General features: G+C 45.2%; 16 protein-coding genes. 6 read left to right on the top strand and 10 right to left on the bottom strand.

Annotation, left to right across the window (positions count from 1 at the left end; all coding sequences use genetic code 11):
* Positions 1 to 23: 23 nt before the first annotated feature.
* A complete protein-coding gene (locus ACWYU8_RS17800) occupies positions 24 to 764 on the bottom strand; it encodes an MBL fold metallo-hydrolase (protein ID WP_457521168.1) in 741 nt (246 codons plus the stop codon).
* Between the two features lie 524 nt (positions 765 to 1,288).
* Between ACWYU8_RS17800 and speA the strand changes: the two genes are divergently transcribed.
* From speA to ACWYU8_RS17785, 3 genes are all read left to right on the top strand, one after another.
* A complete protein-coding gene (speA, locus tag ACWYU8_RS17795) occupies positions 1,289 to 3,199 on the top strand; it encodes an arginine decarboxylase (RefSeq protein WP_457521067.1) in 1,911 nt (636 codons plus the stop codon).
* A gap of 1 nt (position 3,200) precedes the next feature.
* On the top strand, positions 3,201 to 4,121 hold the full coding sequence (gene speB / locus ACWYU8_RS17790) for an agmatinase (protein WP_457521066.1): 921 nt from the start codon (positions 3,201 to 3,203) through the stop codon (positions 4,119 to 4,121).
* A gap of 247 nt (positions 4,122 to 4,368) precedes the next feature.
* Positions 4,369 to 6,534, top strand: coding sequence for a S9 family peptidase (locus tag ACWYU8_RS17785; RefSeq protein WP_457521065.1), 2,166 nt, complete (start codon positions 4,369 to 4,371; stop codon positions 6,532 to 6,534).
* Between the two features lie 129 nt (positions 6,535 to 6,663).
* Here ACWYU8_RS17785 and ACWYU8_RS17780 read toward each other — a convergent pair whose 3' ends face one another.
* The 8 genes from ACWYU8_RS17780 to ACWYU8_RS17745 all read right to left on the bottom strand — a co-directional run bounded on the left by ACWYU8_RS17780 (position 6,664) and on the right by ACWYU8_RS17745 (position 14,424).
* Positions 6,664 to 7,641 carry a porin gene (locus ACWYU8_RS17780; RefSeq protein ID WP_457521064.1) on the bottom strand — a complete coding sequence of 326 codons (978 nt, stop codon included), beginning with the start codon at positions 7,639 to 7,641 and terminating at the stop codon, positions 6,664 to 6,666.
* Positions 7,642 to 8,160: 519 nt separating this feature from the next.
* A complete protein-coding gene (locus ACWYU8_RS17775) occupies positions 8,161 to 9,333 on the bottom strand; it encodes a hypothetical protein (RefSeq protein WP_457521063.1) in 1,173 nt (390 codons plus the stop codon).
* Entirely contained in the window at positions 9,330 to 9,950 is a 621-nt protein-coding gene (locus tag ACWYU8_RS17770; RefSeq protein ID WP_457521062.1) for a TonB family protein, read from the bottom strand. The genes ACWYU8_RS17775 and ACWYU8_RS17770 overlap by 4 nt, the downstream gene beginning before the upstream one ends.
* Entirely contained in the window at positions 9,950 to 10,354 is a 405-nt protein-coding gene (locus tag ACWYU8_RS17765) for an ExbD/TolR family protein (RefSeq protein ID WP_457521061.1), read from the bottom strand. The genes ACWYU8_RS17770 and ACWYU8_RS17765 overlap by 1 nt, the downstream gene beginning before the upstream one ends.
* Positions 10,351 to 10,905, bottom strand: coding sequence for a MotA/TolQ/ExbB proton channel family protein (locus ACWYU8_RS17760; RefSeq protein WP_457521060.1), 555 nt, complete (start codon positions 10,903 to 10,905; stop codon positions 10,351 to 10,353). The genes ACWYU8_RS17765 and ACWYU8_RS17760 overlap by 4 nt, the downstream gene beginning before the upstream one ends.
* Positions 10,905 to 12,272, bottom strand: coding sequence for a MotA/TolQ/ExbB proton channel family protein (locus ACWYU8_RS17755; protein ID WP_457521059.1), 1,368 nt, complete (start codon positions 12,270 to 12,272; stop codon positions 10,905 to 10,907). Before ACWYU8_RS17755 ends, ACWYU8_RS17760 begins: the two co-directional genes overlap by 1 nt.
* Positions 12,273 to 13,040, bottom strand: a complete 768-nt coding sequence (locus tag ACWYU8_RS17750; RefSeq protein ID WP_457521058.1) for a DUF3450 domain-containing protein — start codon at positions 13,038 to 13,040, stop codon at positions 12,273 to 12,275. It lies immediately after the preceding gene.
* A 430-nt stretch (positions 13,041 to 13,470) separates the two neighbouring features.
* A complete protein-coding gene (locus ACWYU8_RS17745) occupies positions 13,471 to 14,424 on the bottom strand; it encodes a lactate/malate family dehydrogenase (protein ID WP_457521057.1) in 954 nt (317 codons plus the stop codon).
* Between the two features lie 322 nt (positions 14,425 to 14,746).
* Between ACWYU8_RS17745 and ACWYU8_RS17740 the strand changes: the two genes are divergently transcribed.
* Positions 14,747 to 15,457 (top strand): glycerophosphodiester phosphodiesterase family protein, encoded by a 711-nt coding sequence (locus ACWYU8_RS17740; RefSeq protein WP_457521056.1) that lies wholly within the window; start codon positions 14,747 to 14,749, stop codon positions 15,455 to 15,457.
* 36 nt (positions 15,458 to 15,493) lie between these two features.
* On the opposite strand, the gene ACWYU8_RS17735 is transcribed toward ACWYU8_RS17740, so the two are convergent.
* Positions 15,494 to 15,976: a L,D-transpeptidase family protein gene (locus ACWYU8_RS17735; protein WP_457521055.1), complete on the bottom strand. Its 483-nt coding sequence runs from the start codon at positions 15,974 to 15,976 to the stop codon at positions 15,494 to 15,496.
* Positions 15,977 to 16,206: 230 nt separating this feature from the next.
* Between ACWYU8_RS17735 and ACWYU8_RS17730 the strand changes: the two genes are divergently transcribed.
* Both ACWYU8_RS17730 and ACWYU8_RS17725 read left to right on the top strand, forming a co-directional pair.
* A complete protein-coding gene (locus ACWYU8_RS17730) occupies positions 16,207 to 17,202 on the top strand; it encodes a 2-hydroxyacid dehydrogenase (RefSeq protein ID WP_457521054.1) in 996 nt (331 codons plus the stop codon).
* Positions 17,203 to 17,280: 78 nt separating this feature from the next.
* Positions 17,281 to 17,637 carry a YibL family ribosome-associated protein gene (locus ACWYU8_RS17725; RefSeq protein ID WP_457521053.1) on the top strand — a complete coding sequence of 119 codons (357 nt, stop codon included), beginning with the start codon at positions 17,281 to 17,283 and terminating at the stop codon, positions 17,635 to 17,637.
* Positions 17,638 to 18,110 lie beyond the last annotated feature (473 nt).

Here is an 18,110-nt window from a genome sequence, read left to right as displayed (position 1 = left end):
AGACGAGTGACTTCCATTTTTTGTCACTCGTCTGTTTTCTGCTTTTTCCTCAATAGCGTTTTAAATAGTCCCTTCGCTTTTATTTTGGTCACTCGCCAATGTGTATGCGGCTTAGTTGGTGCCGTATCAAGAATGTGCTGATAAGCTTTTTCATCCAGTACCACTTCCCCTCCATGCGCAAGCAACAGGCATTTCGGCTGCAGTTCAAAAACCCGTTTGACGGAAAGACGGTATTGATTGGGATGAAATATAGGAAACGGTACAATGAGATGTTTTTTCACCTTTACTATCAGATCAGCTACATACAGCACACTTTGCTCAGAGTGATACACCGACAAATCTCTGTCGGTATGACCAAACGTTTCCAGTACTTTCCAATCTTCAAATCCGGGAATACTTTCGCCATCCACCAGCTCAATGTCTGGCCGTAATTTACGTGAATACCACAGATTACGTTTTGGTTTTCGCATGCGGTTTGCCATCCATCGTGCCAATACCAGATCGGTTAAGTGCATTAACCAACCATCGACACCACCATACCATTGGGCATCCCGTCTGGCCGCTAGCACTTTGCATCCCGTGATGGTTCTGAGCTTATGCGCCGCTCCTGCATGATCAGGATGCATATGCGTTACCACCACCAGTTTGAGATCGGTAAAAGACCGCTGGAGCTCATGCTCAATAAAGTCCTTAAGATGAGGAATATCAGCCCGACTAGCACCATCAAGCAACATGAGCTTATCGTTATACTCAGCGAGATACATCGTTTGTATATATCCCTGAATTCTGTGAAGTTGCAAAACATATCCTTATGTTGGAATGACCGCATCTTTGCAGGTCAGATCGACTATATCAGCAGAACAAAATGATTGTTAAATATTTGTTGCTCAATTTGATGTTCTAATAGTGTTTGATTGAAACCGGTACTCGAAGTTTAAGAGCCCTAAAAGTTCTGCCTTCGATAGCGGGTCATTGATTCGATTTGAGTGTCAATTATTTCGAAAGTACTCCGCCCTTTTCGGCGTGATTATCCCTGCGCTAACACCACTCACAACGTCCTGAATACTGAGTTTTTAAGACATTTGGGTAAAATTTTTTACACCGCAGTTCGACAACAAAGCATAATCGAAAAGATAGATTTTAATCATTAGACTCAAGGCAACTTTTGTCCGTTAATGCGCGCACACGGAGTTCGTGCAGGGTATGAGGCGAGCGCCTCATGATTTGCTTTTTGGTACTTTTCCTTCTAATTAATTAAAGGTTTAAGTACATTTTTGTGAGAATTGAGTTGGAAAAAGCAACTAAACTAGACCGCATTCGCGCGGACTACAACGTTCACTACTGGAGCCAAGGCTTCTACGGTATCGATGACCAAGGTGAGGTATATGTCTCTCCTCGTAGTGACCGTGCACATCAAATCCCTTTCAGTGCCATTGTCAATGAGCTAGAAGCCAGACAGTTGAACCTGCCTGTACTTGTGCGCTTCCCGCAAATCGTGCATCAACGTGTGCATGGCCTTTGTGATGCTTTCAACCAAGCAATTGACGAATATCAGTACCCAAACAAATACTTGCTGGTATACCCGATTAAAGTAAACCAGCAACGTGAAGTGGTTGATGAAATACTCGCCAGCCAGGCTGAACTTGAAACTAAGCAACTGGGTCTTGAAGCAGGCAGTAAACCAGAACTGTTGGCGGTATTGGCTCTGGCTCAGCAGGCCAGCTCCGTGATCGTATGTAACGGCTATAAAGACCGCGAGTATGTGCGTCTTGCTCTGATTGGCGAAAAACTGGGTCATAAAGTTTTCATCGTACTAGAAAAGCTATCTGAGCTTGATCTGGTGCTTGAAGAAGCCAAAAGCCTTGGAGTAAAACCTCGCCTGGGATTACGTATCCGTCTTGCATCTCAAGGTGCCGGTAAATGGCAGTCGAGTGGTGGTGATAAATCCAAATTTGGCCTGTCTGCATCACAAGTACTGAGCGTAATTAATCGCCTTAAGAGCAACGGCAACCTAGATGCAATGCAATTAGTGCATTTCCACCTTGGCTCACAAATGGCGAACATTCGCGACGTGCGTAACGGCGTAAATGAGTCGGCACGTTTCTACTGTGAGTTACGTGCAATGGGCGCAAACATCGAATATTTCGATGTGGGTGGCGGTTTAGCCGTGGATTATGACGGCACTCGTAGTCAATCTTCAAACTCAATGAACTATGGCCTGGCGGAATACGCGCGAAATATCGTGAACACCGTAGGCGACGTGTGCCAGCAATATGAACAGCCGATGCCCGTGATTATTTCGGAGTCTGGTCGTTCTTTAACCGCTCACCACGCTGTGTTGGTATCTAATGTAATTGGTACAGAAGCCTACCAACCTGAAGAAGTATTCGAACCGGCAGACGAATCTCCCCTACTGCTACAAAATATGTGGCGAAATTGGGAAAACTTGCAAAACGGTACCGATGCGCGCGCACTGATTGAGATTTACAACGATACCCAAAGTGATTTGGCAGAAGCACACTCAAATTTTGCGGCTGGTGTAATTAACCTTGAGCAGCGCGCATGGGCAGAACAACTGTCACTGCGTATCTACTTCGAGTTAAGCCGTAAGATGAGCACGAAGAACCGCTTCCACCGTCCAATTCTGGATGAGTTAAGCGAGCGCCTTGCGGACAAATTCTTTGTGAACTTCTCGCTCTTCCAATCTTTGCCAGATGCGTGGGGGATTGATCAGGTGTTCCCTGTTCTGCCTCTTTCTGGTCTGGGAGATGCCGAAGAACGTCGTGCCGTGATGTTGGACATCACTTGTGACTCAGATGGTGCAATTGATCTTTACGTTGATGGTCAGGGTATAGAAAGTACGCTACCTGTTCCTGCATGGAGCAAAGACAAGCCATACCTGCTTGGTTTCTTCTTAGTTGGTGCATATCAAGAAATTCTTGGTGACATGCACAATTTATTTGGCGACACCCATAGCGTCGTCGTCAATGTGGAAGAAAATGGTGAGTTTGAAATCAGCTACATCAACGAAGGTGATAGCGTAGAAGACATGATGCGTTACGTTCACATTGACGTTGATGCTATTCGTGAGAACTACAAACAACTGGTTTCTGAGCGTGTTGAAGCCAGTGAACAAACACAAATCCTTGCTGAACTGGAACAAGGTTTAGTGGGATACACCTATTTAGAGGACTTCTAACATGAATGATTTGTTTACTAAAACTGATTATTCGCTTTACTCCAACTCAATGTCGTTCTTACGTCTGCCGTATATCAGAAATCCGATTGACGTAGAAGCTGACGTTGTAGTGCTGGGCGTTCCTCTTGACATGGCAACATCCGGACGCTCAGGCGCTCGCATGGGTCCGGATGCCATCCGTCGTGCCTCAGTAAACCTGGCTTGGGAAGGTAAGAAATTCCCTTGGGACTTTAACGTATTTGATAAGTTGAAAGTCATCGACGCCGGCGATTTAGTTTTCGATTGCGGAGATGCGGAAGATTTTACTTACCGTCTGGAAGCGGCGACCAGTGAGATCCTAAAAAGCGAGAAAATGATGCTGGGTTTAGGTGGTGATCACTTTATCACCTTACCTATCCTTCGTGCATACGCGAAACACTATGGTCAAATGGCTCTGATTCACTTCGATGCTCATACAGACACTTACGCGAATGGCAGTTCATACGACCACGGTACGATGTTCTATCATGCGCCTAAAGAAGGTTTGATCTCAGCGAAAAACTCAGTGCAAATTGGTATTCGTACCGAATACAAAAAGCAAGATCATGGCTTCAACGTGATTAATGCTATGCAGGCGAATGACATGTCTGTAAGCGAGATTCTGGATGAAATCCGCCGCACTGTGGCAGACAAGCCCGTGTACGTGACGTTTGACATTGACTGTCTTGATCCAGCATTCGCACCGGGCACAGGTACACCGGTTTGTGGTGGTCTTAATACCGACAAAGTCCTTAAGATCATTCGCGGATTGGCTGGCATGAACATCGTTGGCATGGACGTGGTAGAGGTTTCTCCACCTTATGACCAAAGTGATGTCACAGCGTTAGCAGGTGCGACCATCGCTCTTGAACTGCTCTACGCCTACGCCGCTGGGCGCGAATAATCATTACCTCAAGGGAGCTTCGGCTCCCTTTTTCTTCATAGTTGATTTCTTCTTAGAATCCACAAAGCGCATCCTACTCTAGTTTTATACTATTTGTTTTGCATAACAGCTGGTTACACAATAAAGTTTCATATTGGTCAGAGGAAGATCAATAGAATCGGTGTTACACCAGAAAGCACGCTCAAGCTAGCCAGAAATAGCTACCAACCAAAATTATGGCTTGAGTATAAAATACAAGGATAAACAGATGCGTTTCACTCTCACGACTTTGGCCGTATCGCTCGCACTTTTGGCCGGATGCAGCAATCAAGGAACTTCACCAATGAATCACCAATCTCAGTCACATCTCATCGCACAACAGACACAAGCACCAGTCGCGAAAAAAGTCCCGCACGCGATGACGATTCATGGTGACACCCGTATCGACAACTATTACTGGATGCGTGACGACGAGCGTAAAGATCCTGACGTCCTGCAGCATCTGGAACAAGAGAATCAATACACGGAAACGGTGTTAAAGCATACCGAAGAACTGCAGCAACAACTGTTTGACGAAATCAAGGGACGCATCGCCAAAGACGATAACTCGGTTCCGGTTCGTAAAGGTAACTACTTTTATTCACGAGAAGTCTCTGGGGATAACGAATACGAAGTGCACTTGCGAGCGACAGATTTCGCTGGCACCGATAAATCAGTGATTCTGGATGTAAACGAGCTGGCAAAGGGTCAGGAATTCTTTAGTATTAGTGGGTTGCACATCAGTCCCAATGAAAATCTACTGGCTTACGGGGAAGACACCTTAAGCCGACGTATTTATACCATAAAGATAAAAGACCTCTCGACGGGTCAGTATTTAAAGGATGAGATCGAAGGGGCATCCAGTGCTATCGCATGGCAAAACGATAACCAGGCATTCTACTACATTAAGAAAGATCCACAGACACTATTAGGCTACCAAGTTTATAGACACACTCTAGGTAAACCACAAAGTACGGACGAGCTTGTCTATGAAGAAACAGACAGTGAGTACTTCACCTCTCTCAGCCGTAGTAAAGACGGGGAAGAGGTTTACATTTGGCACTCAAGTACAGAAACCAGCGGTGTTTCCGTACTTGACGCCAACAATCCGAAGGCGAAAGCGGAGCCATTTTTCCCACTTGAATCCGGCATCGAATACAGCATCGAAAAGCTCGGCGACTGGTACTATATCTATACCAACTACCAAGCGATCAACTTTCGCCTAATGAAAGTGCATAAAGACAACATGCACGACCGTTCAAAATGGCAGGATGTCATCCCAGCAGACGAAGACACACAGCTCGTAGATTTCGAATTATTCGATGACCATTTAGTTTATGAGCAACGATCAAATGGCTTATCGACGGTCACCGTACGTCAGTTATCGACGGGTAAAGCGTTCCCGCTCAAGTTTCACGACAGCGCATTTGCAGCGTATCTGACGGGTAATAATGAGTTAGACAACAGCAAAGTTCGCGTCTACTACAGCAGCTTAACGACGCCTGGCACCTACTATGATTTCAATCTGAATACAGGTGAATCTGAAGTTATGAAGCAGACACCGATTCTGGGTGACTTCAACGCAGACAACTACCAGTCTGAGCGTATTATGGTTAACGCGCGTGATGGTAAATCCGTGCCTGTCTCTCTGGTTTATCGAAAAGATCGGTTTAAGAAAGATGGCACCAACCCAATTTACCAATACGGTTATGGCTCTTACGGCGCAACCATTGAACCAACATTCAGCTCGACACGCTTAAGCTTGCTAGATCGTGGTTTCGTTTACGCCATTGCACATATTCGCGGTTCCGAAATGCTGGGGCGTCCATGGTATGAAGACGGTAAGAAACTCACTAAGCAGAATACCTTTAACGACTTTATTGACGTAACCAAAGGTTTGGTTGAGCAAGGCTATGGGGCGAAAGACAAAGTATTCGCTGTCGGTGGCTCCGCAGGCGGCTTGTTAGTGGGCGCAGTAATAAACCAGTCTCCAGAGCTCTATCGCGGCATCGGTGCCCACGTGCCGTTTGTCGATGTCGTTACCACCATGCTGGATGAATCGATTCCATTAACGACGAATGAATATGATGAGTGGGGGAATCCAAACGAAAGAACTTATTATGACTACATGCTAAGTTACTCGCCTTACGATAATGTAAGTGCGCACAATTACCCTAATATGCTCGTCACCACCGGGCTGCATGACTCCCAGGTTCAGTACTTTGAGCCTATGAAATGGGTAGCCAAATTACGTGAATTAAAAACCGATAAAAACGTACTGGTGTTTAAAACCGATATGGAAGCGGGTCATGGTGGCGCTTCTGGTCGCTTTAAGCGATTGAAAGAAGATGCCTTAGAGTATGCCTTCTTCCTTGACCTTTTAGACGAAAAATAGCCATTCGGTTATACCAAACACAGTAAGTGATCAGAAATAAAAACGCCTACTCACTTAAGCCTCTTTACAAGGCAAGAAGTAGGCGTTAACACAATCAATGTGTTTAGGCAGTAGAAACTGTCCTATTAATTAGAAGTAGTAACGAGCACCGATGCTCCAGTAGTCGTTCTCTTCTTCATCAATGTCGTTACCTAGGTCGATTTGGTAACCAGCAAATGTGTAGAATGCTGGAGTCACAGCGTATTCCGCTTGTAGCGCCATTTGGCTGTATAGCGTATCTAAAGTGTCTTCTTCAACGCCCTCGTAGTTTACGCTGAATGTCCAGTCGTTAACGCCGTACGCGACAATACCTTCCATTTGAGTAGTATCTTCGTAACCATCAAAGAAGTATTCGTTCATACCGTATACCACGGCTACGTAGAGACCTGCACCGTAAGTACCATACTTAGCTGACAAAATATGAGATTGAGCATTTTCTGTTGAACCGCCCATCTCTACGTCGCCACCGTTGTATGCGTAACCAAGCCCAAAGCCAGCTAGCTCTGTGCTAAGAGCAATTTGACCACGGTCATCGTATTCACCATTTTGACCTTGCCAACCTAGACCCAGATTGAACGCAAAACCTTCGCCGAACTGAAAGCCCTTGCGGTAGCTAACCATTTTTTCGCCACGAGCAGAACCAAGATTGTATTGATTTGAATACAAAAAGTCGTTGGCAAATGCAATTGGCATATCTGCGGCAGTACCCACATCGCTGTATGGTGTCCATTGTGTACCAACAACTAGACGACCAAGTTGTTCGTGAGTGGCACCAATGTAGCCAAGACGAGTTTTGAAAGACTGCTCATTACCCTCTACGTAGTTAAGCGACCATTCACCTTTCGCGTCAACTGTTACACCATTGCCGATGTCTTTTTTACCCGCAACGTTAAGACGCGGTGTCACTTGGTGAACTGCCACATCGTCGCTGTAGTACTCACCCACACCCACATCAACGAAACCACCGATTGATAGAGATGTACCATCGCTGTTATAAACTTCTGCTGCAAATGCCTGTGTACCACATGCTAGTGCCGCCACTGCTACGGCTAGAGCTTTCATTTTCATTGTTAACATCCATATAGTTGTTTGTACCGATTCGCCAAGAAACAGAGCCACTCTGAATCAATTGCAACGAATAAATAACAAAGTAGTAATGAAATCTAAATGAAACAAACACTTTCTTATGCAATCACGCCACCAAATGTTTACTTTTTGATCAAAAGCACAAAAATATAGTGAACTTTTCATTTATATGCATAAAAATTGCGCATATTACGTATCACATCTCCCAGATTGCGAAGAATTATCAGTTTTATTCCCTTTACTGCCCTGACGGTCAATAATAATATTTTGCAGCATGCAATACCATTAAACGTAGAAGGGTAGCTTTTGTTGCATGTTTAAATGACAAAACTAACAGTTATATATTCTACCAAATATCCAATTTCAAAGATAAATCCACTACTTTCTCTCGCAATGATACGAACTTAAAATGTAATCGGCTGTATGGTGATTTATGTTCGCCCAAGAAATACAAAAAGACCCGAGTGTTACCTCGGGTCTTTAACAAATATTATGAACGACTTACGAATTTAAACTGGTTCCCGCTTTTTGCAGTTGGGACAGATAGGTCACCCAGCTTTTGGCTTGATCGGAGGGCTTAATTTCATAGGAGCGTTTCGCGTTCGCTAGCGCATCATCAAAGCGTTTCAACTTATAATAAGCACGAGCTTTGATCAGTGCGACATCCGCTTTACGGCCAGAAACTTTGTCCAATACCGCTAGTGCTTGTTGGTATTCGCCTTCTTGCACCAACAACTGAGAAAAGTTCCAGTTGTACTGAGGATCAAGACGTGCAGCCACTCGCCAGCTATCAATCGCCTTATCCCACTCTTTAGCCATTTGCCAATACGTTGCCTGTTGAGCGATGAGCTTACTGTTGGCGTTAATGTCATCCAATTCGCTCAAGACCATCGCTGCTCGCTCTGGAATTCCCCGGTTCGCGTAGAGTTGAGCCAATAGCTTCAAATCGTCCTGGCTAAGCTTGACACCTTTCAGTTTAGCAAGCGCCAGAGAATCGAGTGCATGCTTATTATCATTGACACGTAAATACAGTGAAACCAATTGACGCCACCACTCTGCACGTTCTGGCTCAATAGTAATCAAGCGCTTAATGGTTCCAATTGCTGGTTTCCACTTTTTCAGTTCGAGTTCAGCAGAAAGCTTTATTGACAGAGGCCCCATTTTGTCCGGCTGACCAAACTGTTCATAACGTCCCATTGCTGAAAGCACTTTGTTCCACTGGCTTAACTGATAGTGCGATTGTGCTATGCGCAACCATACATCATGAGCTTTCTGGTTTTTAGGTGCCGCCTTACTTAACGCGTAGTAATGTGGTAATGCTTGAGAAAACTGCTGATCATTGAGCAACATATCGGCCAGCATCTTACGTGTTTGCCAAGCTTGCTCATCCTGTAATAAGCCACTGTTAACCGCAAGTTCCAGCTGTTTAATAGCAGGTTTAATTTGCTGATTTTGCCAATAGAAAATGCCCAACATACGAGCAACAAACGCTTGATCATAACCACGTGAAAGATCTAATGACTCCAGCGTCGAAATCGCTTCTTTGAGTTTTTCTTCCTGAGCCAGGTTGTGAGCACGTTGCACACGGGTAGCCGCGTACTGACTCAACTCACTGGCGATGGTCGTAAAAGCACTTAAGCTCAACAAGGTACCGATTAAGAATTTCTTCATCATTTCGTTAACTTGAACTCCAGTCTTACAGTTTGTCCAAACTGCTCGATTGACACACCATTCTCAACTTTTGGCTGATATTTCCAGTTTTTGAGGGCTCGCATCGCTTCACGCTCAAACATCCGGCTTGGTTCAGCTTCGAGCACTTCAATGTCTTTCGGACGGCCTGTCGCGTCTATGGTAAAGCGCAACACCACAAAGCCTTCGATCTTACGTTTCTGAGCCTTGCTTGGATAACGAGGCTCCACGCGATAAAGCGGCAGCGCTTGTTGATTCCCCATCGTACCTTGAAGATTAGGCGCGCTAATGGCAATGCCTTCTAGTGCTGTATTTAATCCCAAAGCACTGGTCGGCGTAACCTGGCTCATTGGTTCAACTTGCGTATTCGTCTGAGACAAGTCCATCGGTTCTGGTGCTTTCGGTGGCTCAGGTTGCTGTGGCACGGATCGTTGACGACGCTGAATATCCGCATCATTTTCCACCATCACCATATCAAAACGTACAGCTTCAGAAGGCTTTGGAGCACGTTGGTTGCCATTGTCGACCATCCACGCCATAAAGCTAAACAAGCTGACAGAAATCAATAGCGATGCGGGTAGCGCAAGTAACAGCCTGCCCATTAAGGTTTCTCCGCAGCCAATGCGATGTTCTTGACACCCGCACCTTTAGCAGCATCCATAACTTTTACAACCGTACCGTTATACGCATGTTCGTCTGCCTGAATCACTAGCGATGCATCAGGCTGATCGAGCAGTAAATGTTCTATCGACGCTTCTACGCGCTCGATATCCACCAAACGCTTATCGATATACACATCGTTTGCCGCTGTCACAGCAATGAAAATACCCGCGTCTTTCTGGCTTACAACATTTGAAGCTTGAGGTCGATTTACTTCAACCCCTGACTCGCGTACAAATGAGCTAGTCACAATAAAGAAAATCAACATAATAAAGACGATATCAAGCATAGATGTTAAATCGACTTGCGCTTCGTCCTGTTGATTAGGTCTGCGTCCGAGTCTCACTTCTGACTCCTTAAAGATTGTTCTAACTGGATTGCTTTGCGCTCACACACTTTGCTTAAACGTGCATGAATAAACATCCCCGCCAAAGCAGCCACCATTCCTGCCATAGTAGGCAAGGTGGCCAGAGAAATGCCCGAAGCCATCAATTTGGGATTGCTGCTGCCCTGTGAAGCCATGACATCAAAAACCGTAATCATGCCTGTCACAGTACCAAGCAAGCCAAGCATCGGGCAAATAGCAACAAGCAGCTTGATGGTGGACAGATTCTGGCGTAGCTCAATTTGAGCCTTTGCAATCCACCCGTTTCGAATTTGATGCGCGTACCAAGAGTGGTGCTCTGTTCTGGCCTGCCACTGTTCAAAAAGCTGATTCTTTACCTTTGGAAAAACCGTCGTCAGGTAAATAACCCGCTCCATCACCAGTAGCCAGCACACTGCCACAACAGCAGCCAGCCACCACAGGATTTGGCCACCCTGCTGCATAAAGCTCAGCAAGGTCGTGGCCCAATCCTCGCTAATCAAACCCAATGTACTGAGTAAGATCTGCTCCATTACGCTGCATTCTCCGCAATGATGTTCGCGCTATTTTTTCCTTTAGGCATATCGAGCTCAGCTTGCTCCGCAACCAATCCGATGCCTTGCTTCTCGAGTATGTTTCGAATGTTCTCAGCCTGAGAGCTCAATACATTGTGAGCCAGCAATAACGGCATCGCAGCAACAAGACCAAGTACTGTCGTCACCAGTGCCATTGAAATACCACCTGCCATCACTTTTGGATCACCGTTACCAAACTGCGTGATCACCTGGAAGGTTTCGATCATGCCAGTTACGGTTCCGAGCAAACCTAACATTGGAGCGAGTGCCGCCAGAAGTTTTAGCATCGATAAGCCTTTCTCCAAATGCGTCTGTTCATCGACAACCGCTTCAAGAAGGCGTAGTTCCAGAGCTTCCACACTACGGTGTTTATCTTTATGGTATACCGCCAAAACACGACCCAATGGGTTATCGGCTGGTTTAGCCGGATTCTTCAATTGTTGCGCGATCTTCTGACGAGCCATCATCAGTGAAACACCACGGACAAGTGCGATAATCAAACCGATGGCAAGTAAGCCCAGGATAATTTGGCCAACCACGCCACCGGCACTCAGGCGATCTTTTAGTGATGGAGAGTTAGCAAGTTGCTCTAGCAGAACACCGCGTGATGGATCAATAACGACATTATCAAACTCGCCCGACGTAAGTGAGCCTGCTGTTGGGCCATTTTCAGGCTGACGCAGATAATTCACCGCATCTCCACGTTGGCCGTTCCACTTCACGTAACCACTGTCATCCAGCAACGCCATTGTACCGAGTCGAACACCCTTCACGGTTTGCTCACGACCTTCACCATCCAATAGTGTGAATGATACGTTAGCTAACTCACCGCTGAGTTTGATCTGCTCCTCCATGCTACGCCACATCGCACGCAGTTGAGGCAGCGTCGGCAGCGACTTCGCAGCGACAATAGCATCAATGTCATTTTGGTAAGAATTACCGTCCACACCGGATACAGAGTTCTTGAGTTCAGACTCCAGTTCTTTGGCATTCTGGCGAACCACACCAAATAGCTCGCCAAGACTACCCGTTTCTAAACGAAGCTTCTCTTCAAGCTGTGACAGCTCGGCTTCATTTTCACTGAAAGTCGCACTTAGAGCGTCCGCTTCTGCTTGCAGGGCTGCACGCTCAGCGGCGAGTTTATTTTTGAGCGCTTGGATTTCTTGTTCTGTTTGTTTAAAACCCGCTTCACGCGACACGTTGTGCGCTTGTTGCTGACGATTTTCTTGCTGTGCTTTCTGCAATAAGGTGTCGCTGGCAAATGTCGTGTGCGACATCAACGCTGCGCTTGAAATTAGAGCAACCGATAACCATTTTTTGATCATTTATTTGCCCTCCGAGACAGTCAGTGACACTGGCAACGTTAACATGCTCGGTGCGATTTGCTTGTTGGCCATCGCAAACGCTTTGTCCAATTCCGCTTTTTGTTCAGAACCTAGTGGCTGCCACGCGTTCTGCTGCTGTGACCAGCTCCAGAATGCTTCTCCGGATAAGCTACGCGCAATCAGTGATACGCGTCCCAGATAGAGAACATCGGCTTCTATCTGTTCATCAGCCGTCAAGTTAATCTTGCCTTGATAAACGCCCAGTCGTGAACCGTAATCCATCTCGATTTGATACGCTTCTAAAATACGACGAAATTTCTCCGCATCTGCCACATCCGCTCGTGTCATCATCTCATCCAGCTTGGTGATACGCTCTTCACGCTGAGATTTGCGGATAGGCTTATCGTTAGCCACAATCGCTTTTAACCCATCCAGCATGTGGTACATCAACGGTACGACACCCTGACGCGTCTGAGCAATCTGCTCAATTTGCTCATTCAAGTTATCGACCTCTTGATTCTGACTATCAACCAGACTCGTAAGATGATCGCGATAAATCGTCAGATTTGCGACTTCTTCTTGTAGCTGTGCGATTTCAGCTTCCAAGCTCAACGTCTTTTCTGCGCTAGCATCAATACGTTTTTGGCTAACTGCGGATGCTTGGTTAGTTTTGCTCTGCACTGCTTGCGCATCGTTCAGGTTTTCCGCGTGTACGGGAATCAAAACCGATGAGATCAGCAGCGCGATACTTGATTTGATTAGATTCATACGAGTTAAAATGTTATTTCCTAAAAATGACTAAAGGGGAAAGCTGCACTCCCCCCTTTGTAAATCAGGTTGTTATCAGTATTTGAACTGAATCGCCGACGTTTAATTTCTAAATTGCCAGCCACTAAAGGGCTTCGATACACTCGCTGTTGTTAGCATCGAGTACGAATATTCGTTAGTGCTTGGCAAACAGACTCTATCACTCAGACTGCTAGGATCGCACTCCAGTATCAATGTAATTCCACTCGATCATTCTACCAATGAATATTACTGATAACCATTACCATTTGCATTAGTGCACATTCTTGGCATTAGAGATTTTTTGTAAAGCACTCTCTGACTACAAACAACAATAACGTGACTTATATCACAAAATCCCCCACTTTGAAGTAGGCCAATAGTCGTCCTCGTCAGCAATGATTGCTCAGGCTTAGCATTTTAGACCGGTCGATTTTGCTACATTCTCAACTACCGCTCGCAAATTCTCACTTATTGCTCGCAGCGTTTTCAGCTCTTCACCACTGAAAGGATGGGTAAGGACAGATTCTGCCCCCCGTTTACCCACAACCGTTGGCAAACTTAGCACCACACCGTTCAAGCCATACTGCCCAGACATCATGGTTCCAACAGGTAACACAGAACGCTCGTTGATGATAACAGCCTGAATAATCCGGAACACACTCGCGGCAATACCATGCACCGTATTGTGTTTCCGGCGAAAAATTTCATATCCTGCTTGTTTGACGGCTTCGAGCAAATCATCCGCATCGATTCGCTTGAGGTTGTGCGTATCACAGTAATAATCAGCAGATTGCCCTGCGATAGAGATCAGGCTTTTCGGAGTAAAGCAATGGCTACCGTGTTCTCCTAACACATACCCGAAGATATTCTTAGGGTCGAGGTCAACACGATTAGCGACAATACTCATTAAGCGTGCGGTATCGATCACACACCCGCTACTGATCACCTTGCTTGCTTTAAAGCCAGTGTTAGAGACGATAAAGTGAGTGACAATATCGCATGGGTTAGTCACAACAATAACTATCGCTTTTGGCGCAACACGCTCGATATTACGCGCTATATCCACGCCGATCCTGGCGTTAATTTCTGCGATATCCAGACGATTCTGGCCTTGTTGAATTTGAGCCCCTGCTGTAATAACGACAATATCAGCCTCTAATAAGTCCAGATAGTCATTTGAAGGGATAATGCGAGTATTTTTAGAAAAGGTTAACGCCGCGGTATGGCGAAAATCGAACACTTCTCCCTCTGCTCGCTCCAGATTCTGGTCTAAAAGAACCAATTCACTAAAACTGCCCATCGTCAGTAAGTAGTGACAAATGCCAACGCCAACAGCACCAGCGCCAATGACCCCGATCTTCATTTTTCTCTCCCTGATATTTCTAGCCAAATCACTGCAAAATGGAGGATTCAAATCCATCCAATCATCAAATCTCTACTGCACGAGTAAACAAGCGCCCACACCCTCTGTTTCATGCGGATTCTGGGGTGATTGTTCCGCCAACGAACGATTCGCCCGTTACTTTAAAAATGAGCTGCGACAGAGTAAAAGTCCAACATATTTCTATTCCTGAGAATGCCTTAGTAAATAAATGCTTTTCATCAAGATAGCGCGATGGAAACCAATCCAAATAACGTAAAAATCGATTACAATCTGGTTCACCCCAACACGAGAGAACGATCACATGGATACACTGGTAATAGGCCACCGCGGCGTTGCAGGCACGCACCCAGAAAATACAAAGATAAGTGTTCAGGCAGCAGTAAACCTTGACTTGAAGTGGGTAGAAGTCGATGTTCAGCCAACCAAAGATAATATTTTGGTTGTTTGCCATGATCACACAGTTAATCGCTGTAGTAATGGGCAAGGAAGAGTCGATGAACTTACGTTAGCGGAGCTGAAACAGTTAGACTTTGGCGGCTGGTTTAGTGAAACTTTTTCGGGTGAAACCATCATGACACTGGACGAACTGCTTGAAATGGCAGCCGATAACCGCCTCAATTTGAATATTGAAGTAAAAGTCGATCGCCATCCAGAAGAACAAGTGGCGCAGTTATTAGCAAAGGTACTCACTGACAGCCCGCTCTCAAAAGAACATATTTTACTATCTAGTTTTAGCCATGAGGTGATACGAGCTCTATTCAAACACTGTAAGGGCTATCGTTTAGGTGTATTAAGTGAATTCCTGACCAAGAAAGATCGTTTACTACTGGAAGAAGTTCAGGCGTATAGCTGTAATCTCAACATTAACTGGATTCGAGCTAGCCAAATCAAACAGTTACAACAAAATGGCTATAAAGTGATGTGTTACACCGTTAACAACCCCAATAAACTGAAACACCTGCCACAGTTGGATGGTATTTTCAGTGATCACCCAACCCGATTTATAGAGTAAAGACATTCAGTGAATGAGGAATGCTAACGTTTAACGTTACCATTCAATCGTAATCGGCGTGCCCATCGGAACCATCTGAATGAATTCATCCATTTCCTCATTGGTGATGGCAATACAGCCATTCGTCCAATCAAAGCTTTGGATGAAACTCGACTCCTGAGTTTCGCCATTTTTTAAACCGTGGATTTTGATATTCCCGCCGGGATAAACGCCTCGGCGACGAGCCTCAAAAGTATCGATACGGTCCGGATAACTGATATGTACTGAGCGATAGAATGCGGAGTCATTGATAATGTAATCCAGAGTATAACTACCTTCTGGAGTACGCTTGTCACCTTCTTCTTGTTTGTGACCTTTGGGGTTAGCGCCCAGAGCAATTCGATATTCCTTTACCACAGCGTCTTCTGCCATCAGGTACATCCGACGCTTGGACTTATCTACTTTAACAAGATCGACAGAAGCCTGTGCACTAGACACAACCGCACAACACAAAAGTAAAGAACACCATTTTACTGACATCGCCAGAACGCCTAAGAAAGAAGCCAACAAAGAAAAACGCAGAGAAGTTATGCTAGTCAGTTGATGGAGACAAAGCAATCTGATTATAACGTCAACACGTAAAAATAGTTCAGTAGTGGCATCTTGGTATGACAAAAGATTTGTTGCAGATTTATCTATTCATCGCACCTAAGTTGAATTACTTTATATGTAGATTTATTGATAAAGCTCACAGAGTTAGAGAGTGAATTATGATTGACATTGCTTTTTTTAGTGCGAAATCCTACGACGAGGCCTCCTTTAACAAAATAAAAAATAACCGAGACTTTGAATTTCACTATCACGACTTTAGGTTGACCGTAAAGACAGCCAAAATGGCGCATGGTTGTGAAGTTGTATGTGCGTTCGTCAATGATGACCTATCTGAGCCGGTACTCAAAGAATTGGCTCTAGGTGGCACAAAACTGATCGCGATGCGCTGCGCGGGTTTTGACAAAGTCGACCAACAAGCTGCCAAAGAGTTAGGTTTACAGGTCGTTCGAGTACCTGCCTATTCACCAGAAGCCGTCGCCGAGCATACCGTCGGATTAATGATGTGTTTGAATCGCCGTTTACACAAAGCCTATCAGAGAACAAGAGATGCTAACTTCTCATTGGAAGGTCTGGTTGGATTTAACTTTTTCGGCAAAACAGTAGGTGTCATCGGTACGGGCAAAATCGGTATTGCCGCAATGAGAATCTTCAAAGGGCTGGGCATGGATATCCTTTGCTATGATCCTTATGAAAACCCGCTGGCTATCGAAATAGGCGCTCGTTACTGTTCACTTGAAGAGATTTATGCCAACGCAGATATCATCACTTTGCATTGTCCGATGAGTAAAGAGAACTATCATTTACTCAACGCCAATTCATTTGCGCAAATGAAAGATGGTGTGATGATCATTAATACAAGTCGTGGAGAGTTGTTAGACTCACTTGCGGCAATCGAAGCACTCAAGCAAGGCAAAATTGGCGCACTTGGCCTAGACGTATATGACAACGAGAAAGAACTATTTTTTCAGGACAAGTCCAATGATGTCATCGTAGACGACGTGTTCCGCCGCTTGTCTGCGTGCCATAACGTTTTGTTCACTGGGCATCAGGCTTTCCTGACTCACGAAGCGCTAAATAACATTGCAACGGTCACGCTTAGCAATATTGAAGCGTATTTCTCCGGCCAAACCTCGGGGAATGAATTAATCAACTAAAGCGGTGGGATACAAGTAGAGCGCCTGATTTCAGCTATGCTATACTCCTCGACCATTTAAAATTAGAGTCTACTTACCATGAGCATAAAAACTGATATTCAAAAGCTGCACAACCGCGTAGATACCTGCCAACGTAAACTCGATGCAGCACGTTCTCGTGGTGATCACGAAATGATTTCTAAGTTTACAGATGAAGTTGAGCAATTAACTAAAAAGCTTAATCAGCTAAAACACAAACAGACGTACGAGCTAAATAAAGAGCGTAAAAGCTTGCTTGATATGCCATTTTATCGCGAAATCACCAAAGAAGAGCAAGCAGACATTGGTAAACTGAAGAAACGTGTACGTGGGCTTGTGATCGTTCACCCAATGACAAAACTGGGCAAAGAGCTGCGTTTAGATGTAATGACAGGTTTCGCACCTAAAGAGTTTTAATCGACTTCAAGGCACAATTTTTATTCCAGCCCAAGTAGATACTTGGGCTTTTTTGCAACTGATATATGTGAATAGTATCAGTAGTATCAACAGGAATAGATTCCACCCAATGTCCATGTCGAAGATCTCAAGAGACAAAACGACGAAAGCCTGTTGATTTCTCGACAGGTTTTCTAAATGTGGCTGAGTTCGGGGACGCCTAGTTCGGGGGCAGGTCAAATTAGGGATTTGGAATAAATCCCTTTAAATTTCAGAAACGAAAGAGGCCGCTAATTTCTTAGCGGCCTCTTTACTAAATGTGGCGGAGTGCCGGGGTTGCGTTCAACTAGGGATTTAGAAATCCCGTTAAATTTTCTCATGCGCTAAAATGACGAAAGCCCGTTGATTTCTCAACGAGCTTTCTTAATAGTGGCGGAGAGATAGGGATTTGAACCCTAGGTACGCTATTAACGTACGCCGGTTTTCAAGACCGG

The sequence above is a fragment of the Vibrio limimangrovi genome (assembly GCF_054064025.1).
The sequence above is the reverse complement of the archived record's forward strand: the minus strand, read 5'-3'. Positions and strand labels throughout refer to the sequence as shown.